Here is a 21,276-nt window from a genome sequence, read left to right on the forward strand (position 1 = left end):
AGGAAAGGGAGGAGCCCCGGGATGTGACCACAGCTCCCACGGCCCGTCGCGGAAGGAATGGATCAGTTCATGTCCGTGCGGGTGTGTGGCTGGAGGAGTTTGTGGAGCCTGGCTCGGGCGTCATGCAGGCGTTTGGACACCGTTCCCACCGGGAGACCGAGCGAGCGCGCGATGTCCTGGTACTTCTTGCCCGCCGCGTGCAGCTCGAAGGTGGTGCGCAGCTTCGGGCTCAGGCCACTCAGGGCCTGGGCGAACTGCTCGTTCGTGAGCACGTCGTAGGCGGGGCGCGCGGAGGACTCGGGCTCCTCGGTGAACTCGCGCCGCAGGTGCGGATCCTTGGCCCAGTGCGCCCGGACCTTTCGTCTCCGGCACTGATCATAGAAGAGGCGGGTGAGGGTGGTGCTCAGCCACGTCTCGCAGGCGTATCCGTTGGGAGGAACCTCCGCCTTCTCGAACGCCTGGAGGAAGCGCAGGAGGACTTCCTGCGCCAGGTCCTCCGCGTCATTCACATCGCCACACACGTTCCGGGCCTGGGCCACGAGCCAGCTCCTGTACCGCACGGCGAACGCCCCGCTCCCGCTCTCGTACTGCGTCCTGCTGCTGTGAATGCTGTGGGTGCCTGTCATCGAGGGATTCATCGACGGCGGCATTGAGCATCGGCCGTGCCATCCATCCGCACGGGGCCCGGTGGGCCCGAGGGCCCCAGACACGGCGGCAAAATGCAGCGCGGGCGTGGATGGATGCGGACTGCTGTAAGAAGGGAGAAGTTCTGCTTCCAGCTCGAGGCGGATGCCGCGTGGAGCGGACACGCGGCTGCGTGGTGGCATCACGCGGCGGCAGCTCCTCCGCGGGGCAGGCATCCAGCCACAAAAAGAGAGCGCGCCGGAGCTCCCTTGGAAGCCCCGGCGCGCCCGGACTCACGTGCTGCGTTCCCCCTGCTTTACGGCGCCTGGTTGTTCTCCACGGTGACGTTCAGCGTCATGTCGTCCGTGGAGAAGGCCTCCGCGGTCTTGATGTAGAGGTGCAGCGGTCCCGTCCCGTCCCTGGCCACGATCGCCGTGGTGGTGCCGCTGCCGTCGAGGTCGTCGTTGTCGCAGGACTGCTCCTCGTAGAGCCAGCCGTAGGCATGTGACTTGACGGTGACGTTGTCGGTCTGCAGGGACACGACCACGGTCACGGTGGCGCGCACCTCGTTCTCCACGCACATCGAGTGGGTGAAGGAGGCCACCGGATTCTGCGGGTTGACGTGGAGGACCTCATCGATCCAGAGGGTCTTCCGCTCATCCTCGACGTCGTCCTCCAGCGCATCCAGCCGACCGTGGACACGGACCGCGCGGTAGTACTCGGGGTGCGGCGTGGGGCCCGACTGCGGCGTGACGATGACGTCACGCGTGTACGTGGTGTTGTAGGTGCGGCCGTGGCCGTCGCTCAGCGCGGTGATCTTGAGCTTCTTGGTGCCGGCCGTCGTCCACGTGTAGCGCTTGTCGAAGGCCTGGTCGAACTGGACGCCAGTGAAGGTCTCGGTCGCGCCATCCCAGTCCAGCTGGTAGTGGATGGTGTTGTTCAGCAGCAGCCCCTCCGGGGCCGCCCGCTCGTTGTCCTTCTGGAACGGGAAGCAGGGGCGCATCTGGATGCTGTACCCGGTGATGTCGTGCTGCCCCGTGCTCGAGGGCCCCCGGATCATCGGCTCGAAGGGCGTCCACCGCCCCGCCGCTGGGGGCACCAGGTTCTTGAAGTAGATGTGCTGCCTGCCGGTGGAGAAGACGTCGGTCCACTCCTTCCGACCGATCACCAGGGCGCCGACCTCGGCGGTGACGTTGAGGCGCCAGTTCAGATCGAAGTACCCGCCCTGGACGAGCTCCTCGGCGCCATCGCCGTCGGCATCGCCGCAGTTGTAGCCGTTGTAGCCCCACAGGTCCGCGTCCAGGTAGGGACGCACGCCCACCTGCGCGTACACCGCATCGAAGATGCCGGCGCGCACGGCGGCCTGGACCCACACGGACGGCTGGATGCGGCCCTGGATGCTGGCCGTGACGGGCGTCTCGTCCGAGGGCGCCGGCTTGCCGAAGGTCGTCTCGGAGGTGCAGCCGTCGAAGGTGCACAGGGCCGTGTACTTCACCGAGGCGCTCTTCTCGGCGGTGTAGCTGATCTCCCCGGTGACGCTCGTCTGCACGTCGACGCCCGCGGTGAGCGGCAGGCTGATGTCGATGGGGATCGCCACGGGGCCCACCGGGATGGGGATGATGCCCAGCGTCGGACGGGCGATGGGGAACTGCCACGTCTTCGAGGTGGAGATGCTGCCCTGCAGGGTGGCGCCGTAGTTGAGCCCGCCCTCGGCCACGAGCTTGAGGTAGTTGAGATCGAAGCCTGCCGTGACGCAGCCGAAGAACAGGAACGGCTTGCGGATCTTCAGCACCTGCACCTCGGCATCCGCCTTCGCCGTGATGTCGCCCTTCGTGGTGAGGCTGCCCGTCATGCCCCCGTCCAGGTCCTTCTTGAGGGCGAGCGGCTTGTAGAAGTTGAACGTCTTGGTCTGCGTCCCGAGCGTGTCCGGGCACCCGTCACCGCCGGCCCGCATCGTGGGCTCCATCGGCTCCAGGATGGACTGCAGGTAGGGCGTGGGCGAGCCCTGCTGCTCGGAGAGGGCCAGCTCGTCGAGCACCTTCTTGTTGAGGAAGAAGACCGTCGTCTTGTTGGCGGAGATCGCCGCCAGGTCCTGGCGGAGCTCCTCGGACACCGGCACGTGGGCGATGCCCGTGTCGTCACCCACCACGTACATGTTCGAGTCGTACGCGGGCAGCTCGTCCGTGTTGGCGCCGCTGACGTTGAGGAGCTCCCAGCCGGTGCCCTGGTCGAGGAGGACCTTCACCTGGGCGGCGGAGAACACCTCGGCGGAGGCCTGGTCGGTGTTGCTGAGGCCGCCGGACACGAGCACGCGGCCGTTGCTCAGCAGCGTGGCCGTGTGCTGGTAGCGCGCCACCCCCATCGTGGGCATGACGTCCCACACGCCGCGGACCGGATCGTAGAGCTCGGCGAAGCCCTGGATGCCGGCGTAGCCGTCATAGCCGCCCGTCACGAGCACGCGGCCGTTGGCCAGCAGCGTGGCCGTGTGCTGGCGGCGGGCCTTGTTCATGGGGCTGGTGGAGGACCAGGTCTGCGTGGCCGGGTCGAACAGCTCGGCGCGGGTGGAGGGCTCGCCGTCCGCGGCGCCGCCCGTCACCAGCACCTGCCCGTTGGCCAGCAGCGTCGCCGTGTGGCGCGAGCGGGCCGTGCCCAGGCTCCCCACGCTCGTCCACGTGCCCGTGGCGGGGTCGAACAGCTCGGAGGAGCTCAGCGCGCCCGAGGTACCCTCACCGCCGGTGAGCAGCACCTGGCCGGAGGAGAGCAGCGTGGCCGTGTGCTGGCTGCGCGCCGCGCTCGGGGAGGCCACGGCCGTCCACGTGCCCGTGGAGGGATCGTACAGCTCGGTCGAGCCCAGCACGGTGCCGCCATGCTCGCCGTCCCAGCCGCCCGTCACGAGCACCCGGCCGTCCTGCAGCAGGGTGGCGGAGTGGTGGTAGCGCGCGGTGGCCATCGCGCCAGTCGCCGTCCACGTGCCCGTGGCGGGATCGAACAGCGACGCGGTGATGCCCAGATCGTTGCCGCCGGTGACGAGCACCTTGCCGTTGGTCAGCAGCGTGGCCCTGGCGTGGCGGTAGTTGGCGGGGGCGTCGCCCGTGCTGCTCCAGGTCCCCGTGGCCGGATCGTAGAGCTCGGCGGTGGGGTTGTAGCCGCCCAGGACGAGGACGCGGCCGTCCTGCAGGCGGGTCGCGGTCTGCTGCAGGTGGGCCGAGGCGAGGTTGCTCGTTCGCGTCCAGCCCGTCTCCTCCGAGGTCGTCACGGTGCCCAGGGCCTGGGTCTGGGACTTCGGAGAGGCCAGCGCCGCGGTGGGCTCCTCGGCTTTCTGGAAACTCGAGTCCTCGCAGCCGCTGGCCAGCAGCAGCGCGAGGGCTCCAAACTTCAGGGTTCGCTTCACGATGTCTTCTCCACGATGGGTGCGGATGCTCCGCCGCAGGGGGGCCTGCTCAGTGGCTGGCCTGCGCGGCGGACGTGGAGAAAAACGCGCTCGTGAGCGTTTGTTACCTGGGCGGATTTTCCCGGCATTGGGGGCTCGAGGAGGACACGCGACGCGCGTGCCTCCCACGAGCCCCGCTCCTACCGAGCCGGGATCACGGCCCCGAGCACTTCACCGGGCCACGCGAGCCCTTGAAGAAGTACGCGTAGAGATCCGGCGAGAGCGAGAAGTTGCACGTGTTCATGGCCTCCGGATCGACGTCGGGGTGGGTCTGGAGATAGCGGGCGATGTAGTCACGCACGCCGTCCGCCGAGGTCCACAGCACCTTGCCCTCCTTGAACATGGAGTAGCCGCCACCGCCACCGGCCCGGTAGTTGTTGATGGCGATGCGGAAGACCTGGCTGTCGGTGACGTCCAGCCCGTTGAACTTCAGCCGGGTCAGCCGCGAGCCCACGGGTCTGGAGATGTCGTACGCGTAGTCGATCCGCGAGTAGAGATCCCAGTTGTAGTTCTGCACGGTGGCCACCTTCGCCGTCTCGGGCTTGGAAGGGTCGGGCGGGGCGCTGGCGTTCCACTGGAGGAAGTACTGGGCGTTGTGCTCCAGCGCGCGGCGGAGGATGGAGCCGTTGATCTCCATCACGTACAGCGTGTTGTCGTAGATGTAGATGCTGTACGCGTCGCGCAGGGTGATGTTGCCGGCGGGCAGCATTCCGTCATCGGTGAAGAGGGCGGCGAGCGAGAAGTCCACCGGGTGGCCGTTCTCCTCGGCGGCCTCCTCCTGGACGGTGTTGATGAGGTCGGCCAGGGCATTGTCCACGTAGCGGGCGGCATAACCTCCGGGGAACGGCGCGCGCGTGGAGCCGATCCGGGCGTTCACGTACGAGAGCGTCGTCTCGTGCTGGCTCCGGGTGAGCTCGGCCACCTGGGGATCCATCGCGACAGCGGCGGTCACCGCGTGCAGCCGCGAGTCCTTGCCGTCCACGGTCCAGTGGCCCTCCTGGTAGACGAGGGAGAGATCCACCTGGCCCAGGTGACTGCCCCAGCGGTTGGGCTGGATGAGCAGCACGTCCTGACCCTGGGTGTTCTTCAGCAGCATCTTCGGGATGGGCTGGTGGGTGTGGCCCGTGAGCATCACGTCGATGCCTTCGACCTGCTGGGCGATCTGCACCGCCTCGTTCTCGCCCGGCAGGCTGCCGCGGTCGGCCCACTTCGTGGTGTCAGAGTAGTCCTCGAGCCAGGATGCCGGATTCGACGCACTGCCCGTGGGCTGCTTGTCCGGGCCGCTGTGGATGGCCACGACGACGATGTCGGCCCCCTCCTTTCGCAGCTTCGGCACATAGACTCGAGCCGTCTCCAGCGGATCATCGAAGCGCAGGCCAGGGATGTTCTCCGGGCGCTCCCAGGTCGTCACGCCCGGCGTCACCATGCCGAGCACGCCCACCTTCACCCCGCACACGTCCTTGATGACGAAGGGAGGGAAGGCCTCGCTGCCGTCGGCGCTCTTGCGCACGTTGGCGCCGAGGACGGGGAAGTCCACCTCGCCCCTGAACTTGTTGAGGACGTCGAGGCCGTAGTTGAACTCATGGTTGCCGAGCGCCATCACGTCATACCGCAGCTCGTTCATGGCCACCGCCATGGGGTGCTTGGGGGCGTTGTCCACCAGGGCGTAGTAGGTGCCCAGGGGTGTTCCCTGGATGGTGTCCCCGGTGTCGATGAGCAGGTTGCAGTCGGGGTTCTCCTCCCGGGCCTGTTTGACGAGCGTGGCCACCTTGGCCAGGCCCCGCTGCGCATCCGCGGTCCCGGTGAAGTAGTCCCAGGGATGGATGTTGGTGTGCAGATCGCTGGTCTGGAGCAGCCGCACCGTGCGCGGCGAGGTGTCCACCGGCGGCTGCGGCTCTGGGTCGTCGCAGGCGGTCAGCTGGAGGAGGGCGCAGGAGCCCAGGAGGGAGAGCCAGGCTGCGCGGCGAGGAGTTGCGAGGGGAGACATGGAAGAAGGGACCTCGGAAAAGAGATGCCCGGGAGACGGATTCCCGGGCGCGCGACCCTACTACTCCGGGGAGACATCCCCAGGACGATCGTCTCAGGGCGAGTACAGCTCTCCGGCCGTCGCGTAGTCGAGGTTCTTGCCCGTGTAGCCGCCGACGATCAGGGCCTGCTGGGAGGAGAGCACGGCGATGGGCCTGTCCCGAGGCCAGTTCATGAAGTCGGTGGCCGTCCAGGTATTGGCGGCCGGGTCGTACAACTCGGCCGAGGTGACGGGGGTGCCGCTGCGGCCTCCCGCGACGAGGACCTTGCCCGAGGGCAGGAGCACGGCGGCGTGCTGCATGCGCGACACCACCATGGCGCCGGCGGGAGCCCAGGAGTTGGTGGCCGGATCGTACAGCTCCGAGGAGGCCAGGGTCGACGCGCCAGACCCGCCGGTGACGAGGAGCTTTCCCGAGGGCAGCAGGGTGGCCGTGTGCCCGGAGCGGGCCGTGGCCATGGGCGCGGCGGGGGACCAGGAGCGGTTGGTCGGGTCGTACAGCACCGCGGAGGCGGTGGCGACGGTGTCGACGACGCCGCCGGTCACGAGCACCTTCCCCGAGGGCAGGAGGGTGGCCGTATGGAGATCGCGAGGCGCGGTCAGGGCTGCGGCGGGGGACCAGGTGTTGGTGGCCGGGTCATATTCCTCCGCGGTGGCGCGCCCGACGCCCGCGACGACGAGGACCTTGCCGGAGGAGAGCAGGGTGGCCGTGTGCCCCTGGCGAGCCGTGGCCATGGAGCCGGCGGCGGACCAGGTGTTGGTGGCCGGGTCGTACAACTCCGCGGAGGCGTGGACCGTCGTGCTGCTGGAGGCATCCACTCCACCGGCGACGAGCACCTTGCCCGAGGAGAGGAGGGTGGCCGTGTGCTCGTAGCGGGGCACGGACAGGGGCGCGGCGGCGGACCAGGAGTGAGTGGCCGGGTCATACAGCTCGGTGGAGGAGAGATACTCGAGGTCCGTCCGGGTGATGAGGCCTCCGGTGATGAGCACCTTGCCGGAAGGGAGCGCCGTCGCGGTGAGCCCCGTGCGCGGCGTGCCCAGGGGCCCTGTGGCTACCCATGCGCAGGTCGGCAGCTGGGCGAAGGCGAACGACGTCGACGTCGAGAGCTCGTAGGCGTTGGTGACGACCACGGTGACGGTCGGGGCGCCGCCACAGGAGGTCAGCGTCCAGTCGACCTTGCTGCGGGTGGCGGTCGTCTCACGCTCCACGATCGAGCCCGAGGTGGCACTCCAGGTGAAGGTCAGCGCGCTGTTCTGCGGGTCGCTGGCCGTGACCTCGAAGGTCACGGTCTTGCCGGGGGCAGTCGTGGTGGCGGATTGGAGGACCTCGGTGAAGGTGGGAGGCTTCCGCTCGCCCGTGGGGGGACCTCCAGGGTTGTCCGGGCCATCCGGCGGCGTGTTGCTGTCGCTGCCACAGGCGGTGAAGGAGAGCAGCAGCGCAGCGAATGGGAGGAAGAAGTGCCTGGGGAGGGGTCTGCGCATGGCCTGGTTCCGTTCGGGTGGGGCTCGGGGAGCGATCCCGTCTCGACGAGCTGAGGTATACCCACTATTAACCTGCCCGGGCCGGGTCCACAGGGACCCGAGCTCCAGGCAATCCGTCGGCCGTTTCTCCGAGACGCGTGGAAACAGGGAACCCTCATGGCTGGTAGCAACCTGCTGACTCTGATCGATGACATCGCCAGCTTGCTGGACGACGTCGCCGCGATGACCAAGGTCGCGACCAAGAAGACCGCCGGCGTCCTGGGGGACGATCTGGCGCTGAACGCCCAGCAGGTTGCGGGCGTGAAGGTTGACCGCGAGCTGCCCGTCGTCTGGGCGGTGGCGAAGGGCTCGCTGGTCAACAAGGCGATCCTGGTGCCCGCCGCGCTGGCCATCAGCACGCTGGCGCCCTGGGCCATCATTCCGCTGCTGATGGTGGGCGGCGCCTTCCTCTGCTTCGAGGGCTTCGAGAAGCTGGCCCACAAGTTCCTGCACGGGAAGGAAGAGGACGAGGCCCACCACGGGGAGCTCGTCCAGGCCGTCGCCGACCCTGCGGTCGATCTGGTCGCCTTCGAGAAGGAGAAGATCAAGGGTGCGGTGCGCACCGACTTCATCCTCTCGGCGGAGATCGTCGTCATCTCGCTGGGCACGGTGGCCGCGGCGACCTTCGGTCAGCGAGTGGCGGTGCTGGTGGGCATCGCCCTCATCATGACCGTCGGCGTGTACGGCCTGGTCGCCGGCATCGTGAAGATCGACGACGCGGGGCTCTACCTCAGCCAGAAGCCGAGCAGCTTCGCGCGCACGGTGGGCCGAGGGCTGCTGGCGGCCGCTCCCGTCCTGATGAAGGGGCTGTCCATCGCCGGCACGGCGGCCATGTTCATGGTGGGCGGCGGAATTCTCACCCACGGCATTCCCGCGCTGCATCACCTCAGCGAGGGCATTGCCCATGGGGTGGCAGGCGTGCCGGGAATCGGAGGCGTGCTGGCGGCGGTGGCGCCGACGCTGGTGGATGCGCTGGCCGGGATTGTGGCCGGGGCGCTCATCCTGCTGGTGGTGACGGTGGGCAAGCGCATCTACCAGGCGGTCACCGCGAAGAAGCCCGCCGCGTAGGGCCTCGTCGCCAGCGGCCGCTGAAGCGGGGAGCCACGCCCTCCCGCCCCCGCGCCTCGGTGGAAATCCCGAGGCGAGGGGAGGGGACTGCGAGTGGGCCCTCCCGGATTCGAACCGGGGACCAATCGGTTATGAGCCGACAGCTCTGACCGCTGAGCTAAGGGCCCTTCTGAAACGACGACGGGCGACGGGATGGATATCCCGCCGCCCGTAGCACTGACAAGGGGCTCCGGCTCCCTCGGGAGCCGGGCTCACCGCCGCAGGCTCAGCTCTCCACGAAGGAGCGCAGGCGCTTGGAGCGGCTGGGGTGGCGCAGCTTGCGCAGCGCCTTGGCCTCGATCTGACGGATGCGCTCGCGCGTCACCTCGAAGTCCTGACCCACCTCCTCCAGCGTGTGGTCGCTCTTCTCGCCGATGCCGAAGCGCATGCGCAGCACCTTCTCCTCGCGCGGCGTCAGCGTGGCCAGCACCTTGCGGGTCTGCTCCGCCAGGTTCATGTTGATGACCGCGTCCGCCGGCGACACCAGGCTCTTGTCCTCGATGAAGTCGCCCAGGTGGCTGTCCTCCTCCTCGCCGATCGGCGTCTCCAGGGAGATGGGCTCCTTGGCGATCTTCAGGACCTTGCGCACCTTGTCGAGCGGCAGCTCCATCTTCTCCGCGATCTCCTCGGGCGTCGGCTCGCGGCCGATCTCCTGCACCAGGTAGCGGCTGGTGCGGATGAGCTTGTTGATCGTCTCGATCATGTGCACCGGGATGCGGATGGTGCGGGCCTGATCCGCGATGGCGCGCGTGATGGCCTGCCGGATCCACCACGTGGCGTACGTGGAGAACTTGTAGCCGCGCTTGTACTCGAACTTGTCCACCGCCTTCATCAGGCCGATGTTGCCCTCCTGGATGAGGTCCAGGAACTGCAGGCCGCGGTTGGTGTACTTCTTCGCGATGGACACCACCAGGCGCAGGTTGGCCTCCACCAGCTCGCTCTTGGCGCGCTCGGCCCGCTTCTCGCCCAGGCGGATGGCGTCGTAGTTGCGCCGCAGCGCCTCGACGGGGAGGTTGGCCTCCTCCTCCACCTTCTTGATCTTCCGCACCGCCGTGCGCACGTCGCGGTCCAGCGCCTCGAGCTGCTCCGGCGTGAAGTTCAGCTGCTTCTGCAGCTTCTTGGCCGTGTTCGGGTTCTCGCGCGCCTCCTTCAGCTGAGGCCGCAGCTCCTTCATGTTCACCGCGTTGCGGCGCTCGATGTCCCGCAGCTCCTCCTCGGCCTTGTCCACGCGCTCGATGAGCTGGCGCAGGTTGAGGACGATGCGGTCCACCTGCTTCTTGTTGAGGCGCATCTCCTCCAGGACCTCCATCATCTTGGTCCGGAGATCCTTCACCTCCTGCTTCACTTCCTTCTTCTTGACGTCGGTGAGCTTCTTCTTGCCGCCGAGGTCCTCCTCCAGGACCTCGCAGTCCTTGGCGAACTTGCGGAAGCGCTCGATCTGCTTGTTGATCTGCTCGATCTTGTTGAGCTCGCTCTGGGCCAGCTGCTGGGGCTGCTCACCCTCGACGCCCTCCTCGGGAGCGTCCTCGGCACCCTCGGCCTGAGCCTCCTCGGGCGCGTCCTTGATGACGTCGCGCACGCGCAGCTTGCCCGTCTTCAGCTTGTTGCCGATGTCGAGGATCTCCGCCACCGCGACGCGGCAGGCCAGCAGCGCGCGGAGCACTTCCTTCTCGCCCTCCTCGATGCGCTTGGCGATCTCCACCTCACCCTCGCGGGTGAGGAGGCTCACGCTGCCCATCTTGCGCAGGTACAGGCGGACCGGATCGTTCGACTTGCCACCCGGCTCGTCGTCCTCGTCCTGCTCCTCCTCGTCGGACTCCTGCTTGTTCTCTTCCTCGACGGCGACGGTGGGCTTGATCTCGTTGGACTGCGCCTGCTTCTGCGCGTCGACGATCTCGATGTCGTTGTCGCCGAACATGCTCATCACGTCGTCGATCTGATCGGACGACACGATGTCCGCGGGCAGCGCGTCATTCACCTCGTCATAGGTGAGGAAGCCCTTCTCGCGCCCCGCGGCCAGCAGGTCCTTCACTTCCTTGCGCTCGGCGATGGCCTCCTCTTCGACCTCGTCCTCCACCGCGTCGGGATCGACGTGGACGGCGGCGGCGGCCTCTTCCGCGGCCTCCTCGGGATCGATGTCGTCGGCGGAAGCCTCGGTGGTGCTCTTGCGCTTCTTGAGCTTCTCCGTGGCGGTGGCGACGGCCTCCGCGCGCTCCTCGGCAATGGCGGCCGCAGCCTTCGCTGCACCCTTCGCCGCCGCGGCACTGTCCGCCCCCGTCTTCTTCTTGCGGATCATCGGATCCACCTTCTTCTTGGGCTTCACGGACCCCTTCGAGGGCTTCTGCGTCGGCATTCGGGTACTTCTCCTTAGAAAACAGGTGCTTGGCCTGGAGCGAGCCGGCCGATCTACCGCAAAGTGCTAGAAAGTTACAAACGCGAACTCAAACCGGTTGCAGAGGGGCCTTTGTTCCCGGCACCGAGGGGCGGAGTTCTTCCTTGATGCGCTTCTGCAGGGACACCAGCGCGGTGCGTTCCACCAGCAGCCTCTTCGTCTCCTCCGTGAGATCGGACGCACCCAGCGTCTGCTTCGTGGCCTTCTCAATATAACGGAGCTGCTCCTCGACTCGCCGCAGCGTCAGCTTCCGACACACCGTGAGGAAGGCCTGTTCCAGCGCGGCGCCGCCCTCGGGGAGCTGGCGCAGGGCCACCTCGATGGCGCGCTTCACCGGCTCGGCGGCCTCGAAGAGCGCATCCTCCGTCCCGCTGCCCGAGGTCGCCTGCGCCAGGAGCACGCGCAGTCCGGTGTGGGATAGTTCATCACACGCCCGGTACGGGTCTCTCGCCAGGAGGCGTGGCTCGCGCAGGGCGGCGGCGACGTAGAAGGCCTCCATGGCGTCCGGAGGGCGCGTCGGAGCGGGCTGGGCGGGCGCGGCGGGCCGCTGCTGGGCGCTGGCGGCTCCCTGGGGGGCCGGAGGCGCCGCGGGCTTGGGAACAGGCTTCGCGGGGCGCAGGGCGGCTTCCAGGTCTCCCACGGGCAGGCCGAAGTGGCCGCCCACGGCGTTGAGGAAGGCCGAGCGGACCAGGCCCATGGGGAGCAGGGCTGTCATCGGCTTCAGCCGCTCGAGCGCCGCCATCTTTTCCTCGAAGCTCGCCTGGGCCCCATGGGGCAGGACGGTGGCGAAGATGTGGGAAGTCAGTGGCTGGGCGCCCTGGAGGAGCCGCTCCACTCCGTCTGCCCCTTCTCGACGCGCGAAGGTATCGGGATCATCCCCCTGCGGCAGCAGGGCCACTCGGGCGGCTGCTCCGGCAGCGAGCAGGGGACCGGCAAGCCGCTCGACGGCATTGAGGCCGGCCTGATCCCCGTCCAGCAGGAGGACGAGCTGCTGGGCCTCGGTGCGGCGCAGCAGCTGGAGGTGGCCGGGGGTGATGGCGGTGGAGCACAGGGCCACCGCGTTGCGCACCCCCACCTGGTGCAGGCCGATGCAGTCGAAGTAGCCCTCCACGAGGATGGCCGTCTTGCGCCGGCGGATCTCGTCGCGGGCCTGATCCATGCCGTAGAGCGTGTCGCTCTTGTTGTAGAGCCGGGACTCCTTGGAGTTGAGGTACTTGGGGCCCTCTTCCACGCCCAGCAGGCGACCGCCGAAGGCGATGGGGCGGCCCTCGGGGGCGCGGATGGGGACCATCACCCGGCTGCGGAAGAAGTCGTAGTAGCCGTCGGAGTTGTGGCGGCGCTGCACGAGGCCGGCGTTCACGCCCCACTCCGTCATGCCGTTCTTGGTGAGCTTGTCGGCCAGCAGGCTCCAGGCGTTGGGCGCCCAGCCGAGCCCGAAGGCGTGGGCCGTCTCCTCGGAGACGCCGCGGTTGGCCAGGTACTGGCGGGCGGTGCGGCCCTCGTCCTGCCAGAGCATGGCGCGGAAGTGCTCGGCGGCCAGATCCGTCACCTCCTTGAGCTGCTGGCGCTCCCTGGCGGTGGGGTCCTGGGCGGCCTCGATGTCCACCCCCACCTCGCGGGCCAGATCCTTCACCGCGTCCACGAACGTCTTGCCCAGGTAGCGCTGGACGAAGGAGACGGCGTCCCCGCTCGCGCGGCAGCCGTGGCAGAAGTAGAAGCGCTTCTCCGGCACGACATAGAAGGAGGGCGTCTTCTCCTGGTGGAATGGACAGCGGCCCTTGAACTCGCGCCCGGCCTTCTTGAGCTCCACGTGGCGCGAGATCAGGCTGACCAGATCCACCCGATCCAGGATTTCTTCGATCTTGTGCTCAGGGATCACGTGGCCCGACCCTCGGCTGGGAGAGTGCCGGAGAGCTTGCCCCACGGCTCCGACGTCCAGGGTTGAGACGTCCAGGGTGGCTTCCCCGGCCCCATGACTCCCCTGAATCTAGTCCTCTGGCGGCTGTAGGGAAGCGGGGGAGGCAGCCTCGCTGGCGTGGCGTCTGGCTGTGCGGCTCCAGCGAGGTAGGCACGGGTGGGGCTCCTCCTACCGGATCAGCGCCGCCCGGAGGGGCGGACGCGACTGGCGGGCTGGGAGTAGCCCTTAACGTTGGATCGACGGCAGGGCAAGCTCCCGACCCGAAGCGCGGGTCGGAAGCCTGGCTTCCCGAAGGATCAGGACAGCTTGGCCAGCTGCGCTTTGACTTCCTCGGAGATGGCGCGGCCCTCGGCGCGGCCCTGCACCTTGGGCTGCACGGCCTTCATGACGGCGCCCATGTCCTTGGGGCCCTTGGCGCCCACGGCGGCGATGGCGGCCTGGACTTCGGCGCGCAGCTCGTCGGCGGAGAGCTGCTGGGGCAGGTACTTCTGGAGGATGGAGATCTCCGCCTCCTCCTTCTGGGCCAGATCATCGCGGCCGCCGGACTTGTACTGATCCACGGAGTCGCGGCGCTGCTTGATCAGACCGGCGATGACCTTCTCGATGCCGGCGTCATCCAGGGCGGAGGCCCCCGGCTCCACTTCCTTGTACTTGATGGCGCTCTTGAGCATCCGGATGACGCTCGTGGACAGCTCGTTCTTGGACCTCATCGCGTCCTTGAGGTCCGCGTCGAGGCGCTCTTTGAGGGTGGGCATGGCAATGACTCCGACCTGTGAGGGGGAGGGGACGACGACGGTCGCGAGCCAGGGCAGCTGACTTGGAGGCAGCGCCCCGGCTCACTCAGGGCGCTAGAACGACTTGCGCGCCTTCTTCACCGCGCGCTTCTTGGCGGCGAGGGCCTTCTTCTTGCGCTTCACGGAAGGCTTCTCGTAGTGCTCGCGCTTGCGGATCTCGGAGAGGATTCCCGCCTTCTCGGTGGCCTTCTTGAACCGCTTGAGGGCGCTCTCGATGGACTCACCCTCCTTGACTCGAATACCGGGCAATGCAGTCACCTCCTTCCGCTTTGCGTCAAAAGTCGTGAAAAGGCAGCGGATATGGCGCAGCGGCGGGGAAAACGCAAGAACGGCCGCCAGAACGTGTGTGCGTCTTCGGCTAGAGTAGCGCCCCCGTGACGCCCGCTCTGCTCCTGCTCATGGTGCTCTCGGCTGATCCTCGTGGCGGCGCGGGGACCACCGACTGTTGGAAGGCCTGCCAGCGGCACGTGCAGGAGGCGCCCCTGAGGGCCAAGCTCTGTCGGCTGTGCATCATCCAGGGCGGCACCACGGAGTGGGTGCTGAAGCTCGGAGAGGTGAAGCCGGTGCCGCAGAGCTCGCTGCGCTCGGCGCTCACGGACGAGGACTGGCGCATCCGCTGGGCCGCCGTGCGCGCCAGTGCCAAGGCGCGCGGAGTGCCCGAGCCCCGCGCCCTGGCCGAGTGGGTGACGGAGACCCAGGCCAGGGCCGACCTGGCCGCCTGCCTCACCGCCGCCCGAGCCGCCGCCGAGGCGGGGAGCACCCCCTCTGCCTTCCTGCAGGGGGCCGGGGACAAGGGCGCCGCGGCCGCCTCCCGCGTCCAGGCCAGGAAGGACGCCATCCGCACGGCGCTGGAGGTGGAGCTGTACGCCGAGGATGTGGGGACGCGGCTGCGGGCCTTGTCGCACCTGGCCACCTTCCTCAAGGCGCCCGCCGCGCGGGTGGTGCTCGACGCCATGGAGGGGCGCCCGGAGTCCGCCGACAAGGCCGTGGCGGGAGCCCTGCTCGCCTACGCCGAGCGCAATGAGCTCTCCGTGGGGAAGATGCTCGTCGACGCGGCCCAGCCGCCGGATCAGGCGCGCGTCAACCGCCTCTTCGCCCTCTACTCCGAGGAGCTGCAGGCCCTGCAGCAGGAGCTGGCCTCCAGCGACGCGACGCTGCGGGCTGGCGCGGTGCGCAAGCTGCGCCTCTACGGCCCGCTGGCCCAGCGTGAGCTGGAGCGCGCCCTCCAGGACGCGGACACACATGTGCGACAGGCCGCCGCGCGCGGGCTCGCCCAGGCCGAGGGGCTCACGCTGCTCCAGGCCGCCGGCAAGCGGCTGCAGACGGGGGCGGAGCTCGCCATCCAGCGGCCCTGGCTGGAGGCCCTGGCCCACGAGAAGACCTGCCAGGCGGCGCTGCTGACGTTGGCGGAGGACCCGAGGCAGCCCGTCGCCGTCCGAGGCGAGGCGCTCGGCCAGCTCTCCGAGTGCGACGGGAACCCCCAGGAGCGGGCCCAGCGCGTGGCGCCGTTCCTGAAGGAGGCCCAGCCCCCGCTGCGGGCCGGGGCCCTGCGCGCGCTCTCGGGGCCCTGGTCGGGCGAGGTCGGCGAGGTGCTCACGCCCGCCCTGGGTGATCCGGCTCCCGAGGTCGTCGTCGCGGCGGTGGACACCGCGGTCTTCAAGCGGAAGACGGGCATGGCGGATGACATCGCGGCGCTGCTCGGCTCGGAGCATGCCGAGGTGCGTCAGGCCTCGGCCCGGGCGCTCGAGCGGCTCGGCAAGGACCGCCACGTCAAGGCGCTCACCGAGGCGCTCCGCAAGGACACCGTGGCCGCCGTCCGCGTCTCCGCGGCGCAGGCGCTGGGGCAGCTCGGAGGCCCGTTCGCCGTCTCCGCGCTGAGCGAGGCGGCCGCGAAGGATCCGGACACCCACGTGCAGCACGTGTCGCGCGAGGCGCTCAAGCGCCTGGGGTTCTCCAACCGCTGAGGTGCTCCGGGGACGGGCTCAGGGACCGCTGACGGCCTTGGCGTCCACCCGGTTCCGGCCCGCGCGCTTGGCGCGGTAGAGGTACTTGTCCGCCGCGGCCAGCAGGTCCTCCGGCTGGGCGAAGTCCGAGTCCAGCAGCGTCGCCACGCCCAGGCTGATCGTCACCTTGATGGGCGTGCCGCTGAAGATGAAGTCGCTGCGGTCCACCGCCTGCCGGCACCGCTCGGCGCACGCGTGCGCCTGCTCCTCGGCGGACTCGCGCAGCATCAGCGCGAACTCCTCGCCGCCGTAGCGCGCCAGCAGATCCTCGGTGCGCACCGTGTCGCTCACCCGCTGGGCGATGCGCGTCAGCACGTAGTCACCGGCCGGGTGCCCGTAGACGTCGTTGATCTTCTTGAAGTGGTCCACGTCGAACATCACCAGCGACAGCGGCACCCGGTGACGCAGGCAGTAGGCGAACTCCTTGCGCAGCGTCTCCATGAAGTACTTCTTGTTGTAGAGCCGCGTGAGGCCGTCGCGCGTGGCCGACTCGTAGATGCTGCGCTGGTACTGCTCCTCGAGCTGGTCCTGGATGGAGAACTTGAGGACCGTGTTCGAGCCGATCTGGATCTTGTCGCCGTCGTACAGGGGCGCGGTGTTGACCCGCAGGCCATTGAGGTACGTGCCGTTGGTGCTCCCCAGGTCCACCAGCTGGAAGCGCCCGTCTCCCAGGGCCACCACCTTGGCGTGCTTGCGCGAGATGCCGTCGTCCTCGACCTGGAACTGGGCCTCCGAGCTGCGGCCCAGCACCGTCTCCGAGCGATCGAGCTTGAACATCCGTCCGATGCCCGCCGCGGACTTGGCGCTGATCACGATCAGATAGGCGCTCTGCTGCTGAGCGTTGCTCAGCAGGTCCGCGATCGAATGGACGTTTGTCTTCTCCTCGGACATCTCCCCCCCATCTTAAGGGCCGGTATTTCGTGGCGGCAAGCACACACACCGCCTATGTGGCACAGGAGGCGCCTTTCACGGGGTGTGGGGCTTGCGCCTGCGCCTCCGGGGCTCGGCGGCAGGGGAGGGGGGGCGCCCCACCGTGAGCTCTCCCGCCACGGACGTCTGGATGAAGCGGCGCACTGCCTCCAGGGAGGTATGGGAGCCCAGGGCCTGCATCAGCTTCACCAGCGCCGCCGAGGGCGTCATGTCCCCCCCGCCAATGGCCCCCTCCTCCAGGGCCGCCACGCCGGACTCATATAAGGAGAGGTCCACGCCGTTGCGGTAGGCCTGGCTCACCACCACCACGGGGATGCCTCGCTCCCGGGCCTGGGCGAACAGGGGGCGCAGCGAGCGGCCGAGCGAGGGATCGATCGGGAAGTTACCCGCCCCGTACGCCTCCAGCACCAGGCCCCGCAGGTGCGGCAACAGCGCCAGGGGCAGCGCCGGGTCCAGCCCCGGGTACACCTTGAGGAGGAAGACGCGCGGATCCAACCGCTCGAAGAGGCGGAAGGCGCCCTTGGGGCGCAGGCCCGGCTCGAAGGTGGCGTCCACTCCCAGGGTGCCCAGGACGGGGAAGTTGGGGCTCTCGAAGGCGTCGTACTCGGCCACCTTCACCTTGCGGGTGCGGTTGCCCCGGTAGAGGTGGGAGTCGAAGCAGATCGTCACCTCGCGCGGGCCGTTGAGCGCCGAGAGCACCGAGTCGATGAGGTTGAGCCGCGCGTCGGTGCGGATCTCCCCCAGCGGACGCTGGGAGCCGGTGAGCACCACCGGACGAGGCAGTCCTCGGAGCATGAAGGAGAGCGCACTGGCGGTGTAGGCGAGCGTGTCCGTCCCGTGCGTCACCACCGCGCCGTCGAAGTCCGGCAGCCGACGGTGGAGGTGGGCCGCCATCCCGCTCCACAGCTCTGGCTGCATTTCCGAGCTGTCCAGGTTGGAGAACAGCTCCAGCTCGATGTCGGCCAGCTCGAAGAGCTCGGGGACACGCGCCTTCAGCGTCCGGAAGAAGGCAGAGGGGCGCAGCGCGGAAGGCCGCCCTCCAGCCATCCCCAGCGTTCCCCCGGTATGCAGCAGCAGGACTTTGGGCATGAACGGTCCTTCACTGGCAAAGCCCGCCTTCCTTTACAAGCCCCGCGCGCGTAGCTAAGACCCCCCGGCGTGTCCTCCTACTGCTGGAACCGCGCCGTCCTCCTGCTCGCCGCCGTGTCCCTGACCGGGGTGGCCTGTACCAAGAACCCCGAGGTCGCCCCCGCCGACAAGGGTGCGTCGACCTCTCCGCCCGCCACCCCGGCGGCCCCGCCCGCCACGCCTCCGACGGCCAATCCGGCGGCTTCCGGCTCGTCGCTCGCGGGCATTCCGGGCATGGACTTCTCCTCGCTGCCGCCCGCGGCCCAGCGCGAGCTGGCCACCGTCCTGAGCGACGAGTTCTGCTACTGCGGCTGCCCCCACTCCCTGGGCGCCTGCCTGCGGCAGCACACCCCCTGCAAGCACGCCAAGCGGATGGCCCGGCTGGCGGCGTCGGCCGTGTCCCAGGGCGCCTCGTCCAGCGAGGTCATCGTCGCCCTGTCCCAGTACTACGCCGCGTTCCGCGAGCCGCGCGCGGACCTGAAGGTGGACCCGCGCATGTGCATGGGCGACGCGAACGCCCCGGTGACGGTGGCGGAGTTCTCCGACTTCGAGTGCCCCTACTGCGGCAAGGCCCGCCCGGTGCTCGAGGACTTCGCCCGGAAGAACCCCACCAAGGTGCGCTTCTGCTACCTGCCGTTCCCCCTGCCCATGCACGCCAACGCCATCCCCGCCGGCCAGGCGGCGCTGTGGGCTCGCGACCAGGGCAAGTTCTGGGAGATGCACGACACGCTCTTCACCCAGCAGGAGAACCTGTCGCCCGCGGCGCTGGTGGCCATCGCCAACAAGCTCGGCCTGCCCGGCGCCAAGCTCCAGGAGGTGCTCAAGGGGGACGCCTACAAGCAGGAGCTGGAGGGCTTCCGCGCCCAGGGCAAGGCGGCCAACATCACCGGCACCCCCTCCATCTTCTTCAACGGGCGCGCCTACAAGCTGGTGCCCGACCTGGACCAGCTGACGCACAGCCTCGAGGACGAGCTCGAGTGGCGCGCGAACAACAACGCCTGGCCCGCGGACTGATCGCCCAGGGATGAGTCCTCCCCGCTTCCGCATCGACGGGTCCTCGCAGCTCGTCCCCGAGGAGCGCACCAGTCCGCCAGCCCTGGCGGGCCGCTCGGGTTCGTACGCCCTGATGCCCACGGGGCCGGACCTGCTGGTCTTCTCGCGCGTGCCCGCCGAGGGCCGCTCCATCCCCGCGCCCCGCGTGGTGCTCGCCGGAGACGCCGGCGGCTTCCCGCTCTCGGACCTGATCGCCTTCCTCAGCCAGTCGCGCTGGAGCGGCGTCATCCGCGTGCGCACGCCCGGCGGCGAGCGCTCCATCACCCTGCGCGAGGGCGAGGTGCGCGGCGCCAGCTCCGACGATCCGGCGGACCGGCTGGGCGAGGTGCTCATCCGCCTGGGCTACGTGGATCGGGCGAAGCTCGACGAGGTGCTGCGCGAGCAGTCTCCCTCCAAGGTGGGCCGCGCCCTGGTGGAGAAGGGCTACCTGCAGGCGCACGATCTCTTCAAGTGCGTCACCCACCAGGTGAGCGAGATCTTCCACGCCATCGTGCTGTGCCGCGAGGGCTCGTTCTTCCTCATCGATCAGCCGGTGGACGACAAGGCCGCCCACAACATCCAGCTGACCACTCAGAGCCTGCTGATGGACAGCATCCGGAAGATCGACGAGATGGCGCACTTCCGGAAGCGCATCCCCCACGGGCGGCTCTACGTGGGCCAGAAGCGTCCCTCCGACGGCAAGCTGGAGGCGGACGAGGACCGGGTGCTGGCCATGCTGGACGGCCGGCGCACGCTGCTGGAGCTGGGCCACGCCGCCAAGCTGTCCGAGTTCGACATCACCAAGGTCGTCTTCCGCCTGCTCGAGGGCGGCTACGCGCTGCTCTCCGAGAAGCCGCTGGTGCCGGTGGCCCCGCCCTCGGAGAAGGTCTCCGCGCCTGCCTCCTCGCGGCCGGCCGCCACCGCGAAGCAGAGCCGCGTCGACCACCGCGAGGTGGCGCGCGTCTTCAACCGCATCTTCCGGGAGATCCATGACGAGGTGGCCCGGCAGATCGTCGACAGCGAGTTCATCGCCTCGGCCAACGCGGCCCTCTCCGGACAGGCGCTGACGTCCTCGCCGGTGCTGGAGGGGCTGTCGCTCGCGCCCGATGGCACCATCGACGAGCAGCAGCTCATCGGCGCCTTCGAGCGCCACCGCACGCGCCTGGGCTCCGAGCCCATTGCCTCCTTCAAGCAGGCGCTCAGCGACGTGATGTTCTTCCTCCTCTTTCAGGCGGGAGAGCTGCTGGAGTCCCGCGCGGACGAGGATCTCGCCCGGCGCGTGAAGGAGCTGCTCGCCACCCTCGAGACGCCGTGACGGACCTGCCCCGGCTCACCGAGGACGTGCCCGGCTGCGGGGGCGCCTTCAAGCTCGTCCCCGAGGACTTCGAGGTGGAGGAGCTACCGGCGTACCTGCCTGGCGGGGAAGGGGAGCACCTCTACCTCTGGGTGGAGAAGCGCGGCCGGGACACTCGCGAGGTGGTGAAGGCGCTGTCCCAGGCGCTGGGCTTCCCCGAGGGCGAGGTGGGCGTGGCGGGCATGAAGGATCGGCACGCCGTCACCCGGCAGCTGCTCTCCGTGCCGGCCCGGGCCGAGGCACGGCTGGCCGACTTCTCCATGGAGGGCGTGCGCGTGCTCTGGGCGCGCCGGCATGGCAACAAGCTGCGGACCGGCCACCTCAAGGGCAACCGCTTCCGGCTGCGCCTGCGAGGCGTGAAGGACGTGGGCGCCGCCCGCGAGACGCTCTCCCGGCTGGCGGCGCGAGGCCTGCCCAACTACTTCGGAGAGCAGCGCTTCGGGCGTGAGCGGGACAACGCGGACCGCGGCAAGCTGCTCCTGCTGGGCCAGCGACTGCCGCAGCGGCCAGATCGCTTCCAGCGCAAGCTGTACCTGTCCGCCTTCCAGTCGCGCCTCTTCAACCGGGCGCTGGCCGCGCGCCTCCGGGCGGGCACCTTCGATCAGGCGCTCCTGGGGGACGTGCTGCGCAAGGAGGACACCGGCGGCCTCTTCGTCTGCGAGGCGCCCGAGGTGGACGGCCCGCGCGTGGCCGCCTTCGAGGTGAGCCCGGCCGGGCCCATGTTCGGCCCGAAGATGACGCCCGCGGCCCACGGCGTGGCGGAGGCCGAGGCGGCGCTGCTCGCCGAGGAGGGCATGACGCTCTCGGACTTCACGCGGGGCGGTGGAGAGACCGAAGGCACCCGCAGGCCCTACCGGGTGCGGCTCGGAAACCTCGAGCTCACTCCCGAGGCAGAGGACCTGGTGCTGGCCTTCGAGCTGCCGCGCGGGGCCTACGCCACCGAAGTCCTCGCCGAGCTGCTCAAGGACGGGTGAGCCCGGGGCAGGGCGGGGTGGGACTCGAGGTCCGCACCCCCTCTGG

15 protein-coding genes and 1 tRNA gene are annotated in these 21,276 nt (G+C 69.2%); 5 read left to right on the forward strand and 11 right to left on the reverse strand.

All coding sequences use genetic code 11. From position 1 onward, the window contains the following. Window positions 1-62: 62 nt before the first annotated feature. From KY572_RS16930 to KY572_RS16945, 4 genes are all read right to left on the reverse strand, one after another. Window positions 63-860, reverse strand: a complete 798-nt coding sequence (locus KY572_RS16930) for an RNA polymerase sigma factor (RefSeq protein WP_317987858.1) — start codon at window positions 858-860, stop codon at window positions 63-65. A gap of 80 nt (window positions 861-940) precedes the next feature. Further along, window positions 941-4,015 (reverse strand): Kelch repeat-containing protein, encoded by a 3,075-nt coding sequence (locus KY572_RS16935; RefSeq protein WP_224243718.1) that lies wholly within the window; start codon window positions 4,013-4,015, stop codon window positions 941-943. Window positions 4,016-4,208: 193 nt separating this feature from the next. Beyond that, a complete protein-coding gene (locus KY572_RS16940; protein WP_224243719.1) occupies window positions 4,209-6,041 on the reverse strand; it encodes a bifunctional metallophosphatase/5'-nucleotidase in 1,833 nt (610 codons plus the stop codon). Window positions 6,042-6,134: 93 nt separating this feature from the next. Further along, window positions 6,135-7,559 (reverse strand): Kelch repeat-containing protein, encoded by a 1,425-nt coding sequence (locus KY572_RS16945; RefSeq protein WP_224243720.1) that lies wholly within the window; start codon window positions 7,557-7,559, stop codon window positions 6,135-6,137. Between the two features lie 156 nt (window positions 7,560-7,715). Here KY572_RS16945 and KY572_RS16950 point away from each other — a divergent pair, with 156 nt between their 5' ends. Beyond that, the gene (locus KY572_RS16950; protein WP_224243725.1) at window positions 7,716-8,666 is read left to right on the forward strand and encodes a DUF808 domain-containing protein; all 951 of its coding nucleotides are present in this window, start codon (window positions 7,716-7,718) and stop codon (window positions 8,664-8,666) included. A 94-nt stretch (window positions 8,667-8,760) separates the two neighbouring features. On the opposite strand, the gene KY572_RS16955 is transcribed toward KY572_RS16950, so the two are convergent. The 5 genes from KY572_RS16955 to rpsU all read right to left on the reverse strand — a co-directional run bounded on the left by KY572_RS16955 (window position 8,761) and on the right by rpsU (window position 14,058). Beyond that, window positions 8,761-8,833 (reverse strand) — tRNA-Ile (locus tag KY572_RS16955). A 98-nt stretch (window positions 8,834-8,931) separates the two neighbouring features. Further along, complete coding sequence (rpoD, locus tag KY572_RS16960; protein WP_224243727.1) at window positions 8,932-11,058, reverse strand: RNA polymerase sigma factor RpoD; 2,127 nt, start codon at window positions 11,056-11,058, stop codon at window positions 8,932-8,934. Between the two features lie 88 nt (window positions 11,059-11,146). Next, the gene (gene dnaG / locus KY572_RS16965) at window positions 11,147-12,976 is read right to left on the reverse strand and encodes a DNA primase (protein ID WP_224243729.1); all 1,830 of its coding nucleotides are present in this window, start codon (window positions 12,974-12,976) and stop codon (window positions 11,147-11,149) included. A 335-nt stretch (window positions 12,977-13,311) separates the two neighbouring features. After that, window positions 13,312-13,770 carry a GatB/YqeY domain-containing protein gene (locus KY572_RS16970; RefSeq protein WP_224243731.1) on the reverse strand — a complete coding sequence of 153 codons (459 nt, stop codon included), beginning with the start codon at window positions 13,768-13,770 and terminating at the stop codon, window positions 13,312-13,314. 93 nt (window positions 13,771-13,863) lie between these two features. Beyond that, entirely contained in the window at window positions 13,864-14,058 is a 195-nt protein-coding gene (rpsU, locus tag KY572_RS16975; protein WP_002614080.1) for a 30S ribosomal protein S21, read from the reverse strand. 125 nt (window positions 14,059-14,183) lie between these two features. On the opposite strand from rpsU, the gene KY572_RS16980 reads away from it, so the two are divergent. Next, window positions 14,184-15,773: a HEAT repeat domain-containing protein gene (locus tag KY572_RS16980; protein ID WP_317987860.1), complete on the forward strand. Its 1,590-nt coding sequence runs from the start codon at window positions 14,184-14,186 to the stop codon at window positions 15,771-15,773. An 18-nt stretch (window positions 15,774-15,791) separates the two neighbouring features. Here KY572_RS16980 and KY572_RS16985 read toward each other — a convergent pair whose 3' ends face one another. Together KY572_RS16985 and KY572_RS16990 are read right to left on the reverse strand one after the other, a co-directional pair. Further along, entirely contained in the window at window positions 15,792-16,703 is a 912-nt protein-coding gene (locus KY572_RS16985; RefSeq protein WP_224243732.1) for a GGDEF domain-containing protein, read from the reverse strand. Window positions 16,704-16,778: 75 nt separating this feature from the next. After that, window positions 16,779-17,831, reverse strand: coding sequence for an asparaginase (locus KY572_RS16990; protein ID WP_224243734.1), 1,053 nt, complete (start codon window positions 17,829-17,831; stop codon window positions 16,779-16,781). A 69-nt stretch (window positions 17,832-17,900) separates the two neighbouring features. Here KY572_RS16990 and KY572_RS16995 point away from each other — a divergent pair, with 69 nt between their 5' ends. Genes KY572_RS16995 through truD form a run of 3 tightly spaced genes read left to right on the forward strand, consistent with a single transcriptional unit; the run spans window position 17,901 to window position 21,230 of the window. Beyond that, a complete protein-coding gene (locus KY572_RS16995) occupies window positions 17,901-18,884 on the forward strand; it encodes a DsbA family protein (protein WP_224243736.1) in 984 nt (327 codons plus the stop codon). A gap of 10 nt (window positions 18,885-18,894) precedes the next feature. Further along, the gene (locus KY572_RS17000) at window positions 18,895-20,217 is read left to right on the forward strand and encodes a DUF4388 domain-containing protein (protein ID WP_224243737.1); all 1,323 of its coding nucleotides are present in this window, start codon (window positions 18,895-18,897) and stop codon (window positions 20,215-20,217) included. Beyond that, on the forward strand, window positions 20,214-21,230 hold the full coding sequence (gene truD, locus KY572_RS17005) for a tRNA pseudouridine(13) synthase TruD (RefSeq protein WP_224243739.1): 1,017 nt from the start codon (window positions 20,214-20,216) through the stop codon (window positions 21,228-21,230). Before KY572_RS17000 ends, truD begins: the two co-directional genes overlap by 4 nt. Window positions 21,231-21,276 lie beyond the last annotated feature (46 nt).

Source organism: Hyalangium gracile, from assembly GCF_020103725.1.
GTDB lineage: Bacteria > Myxococcota > Myxococcia > Myxococcales > Myxococcaceae > Hyalangium > Hyalangium gracile.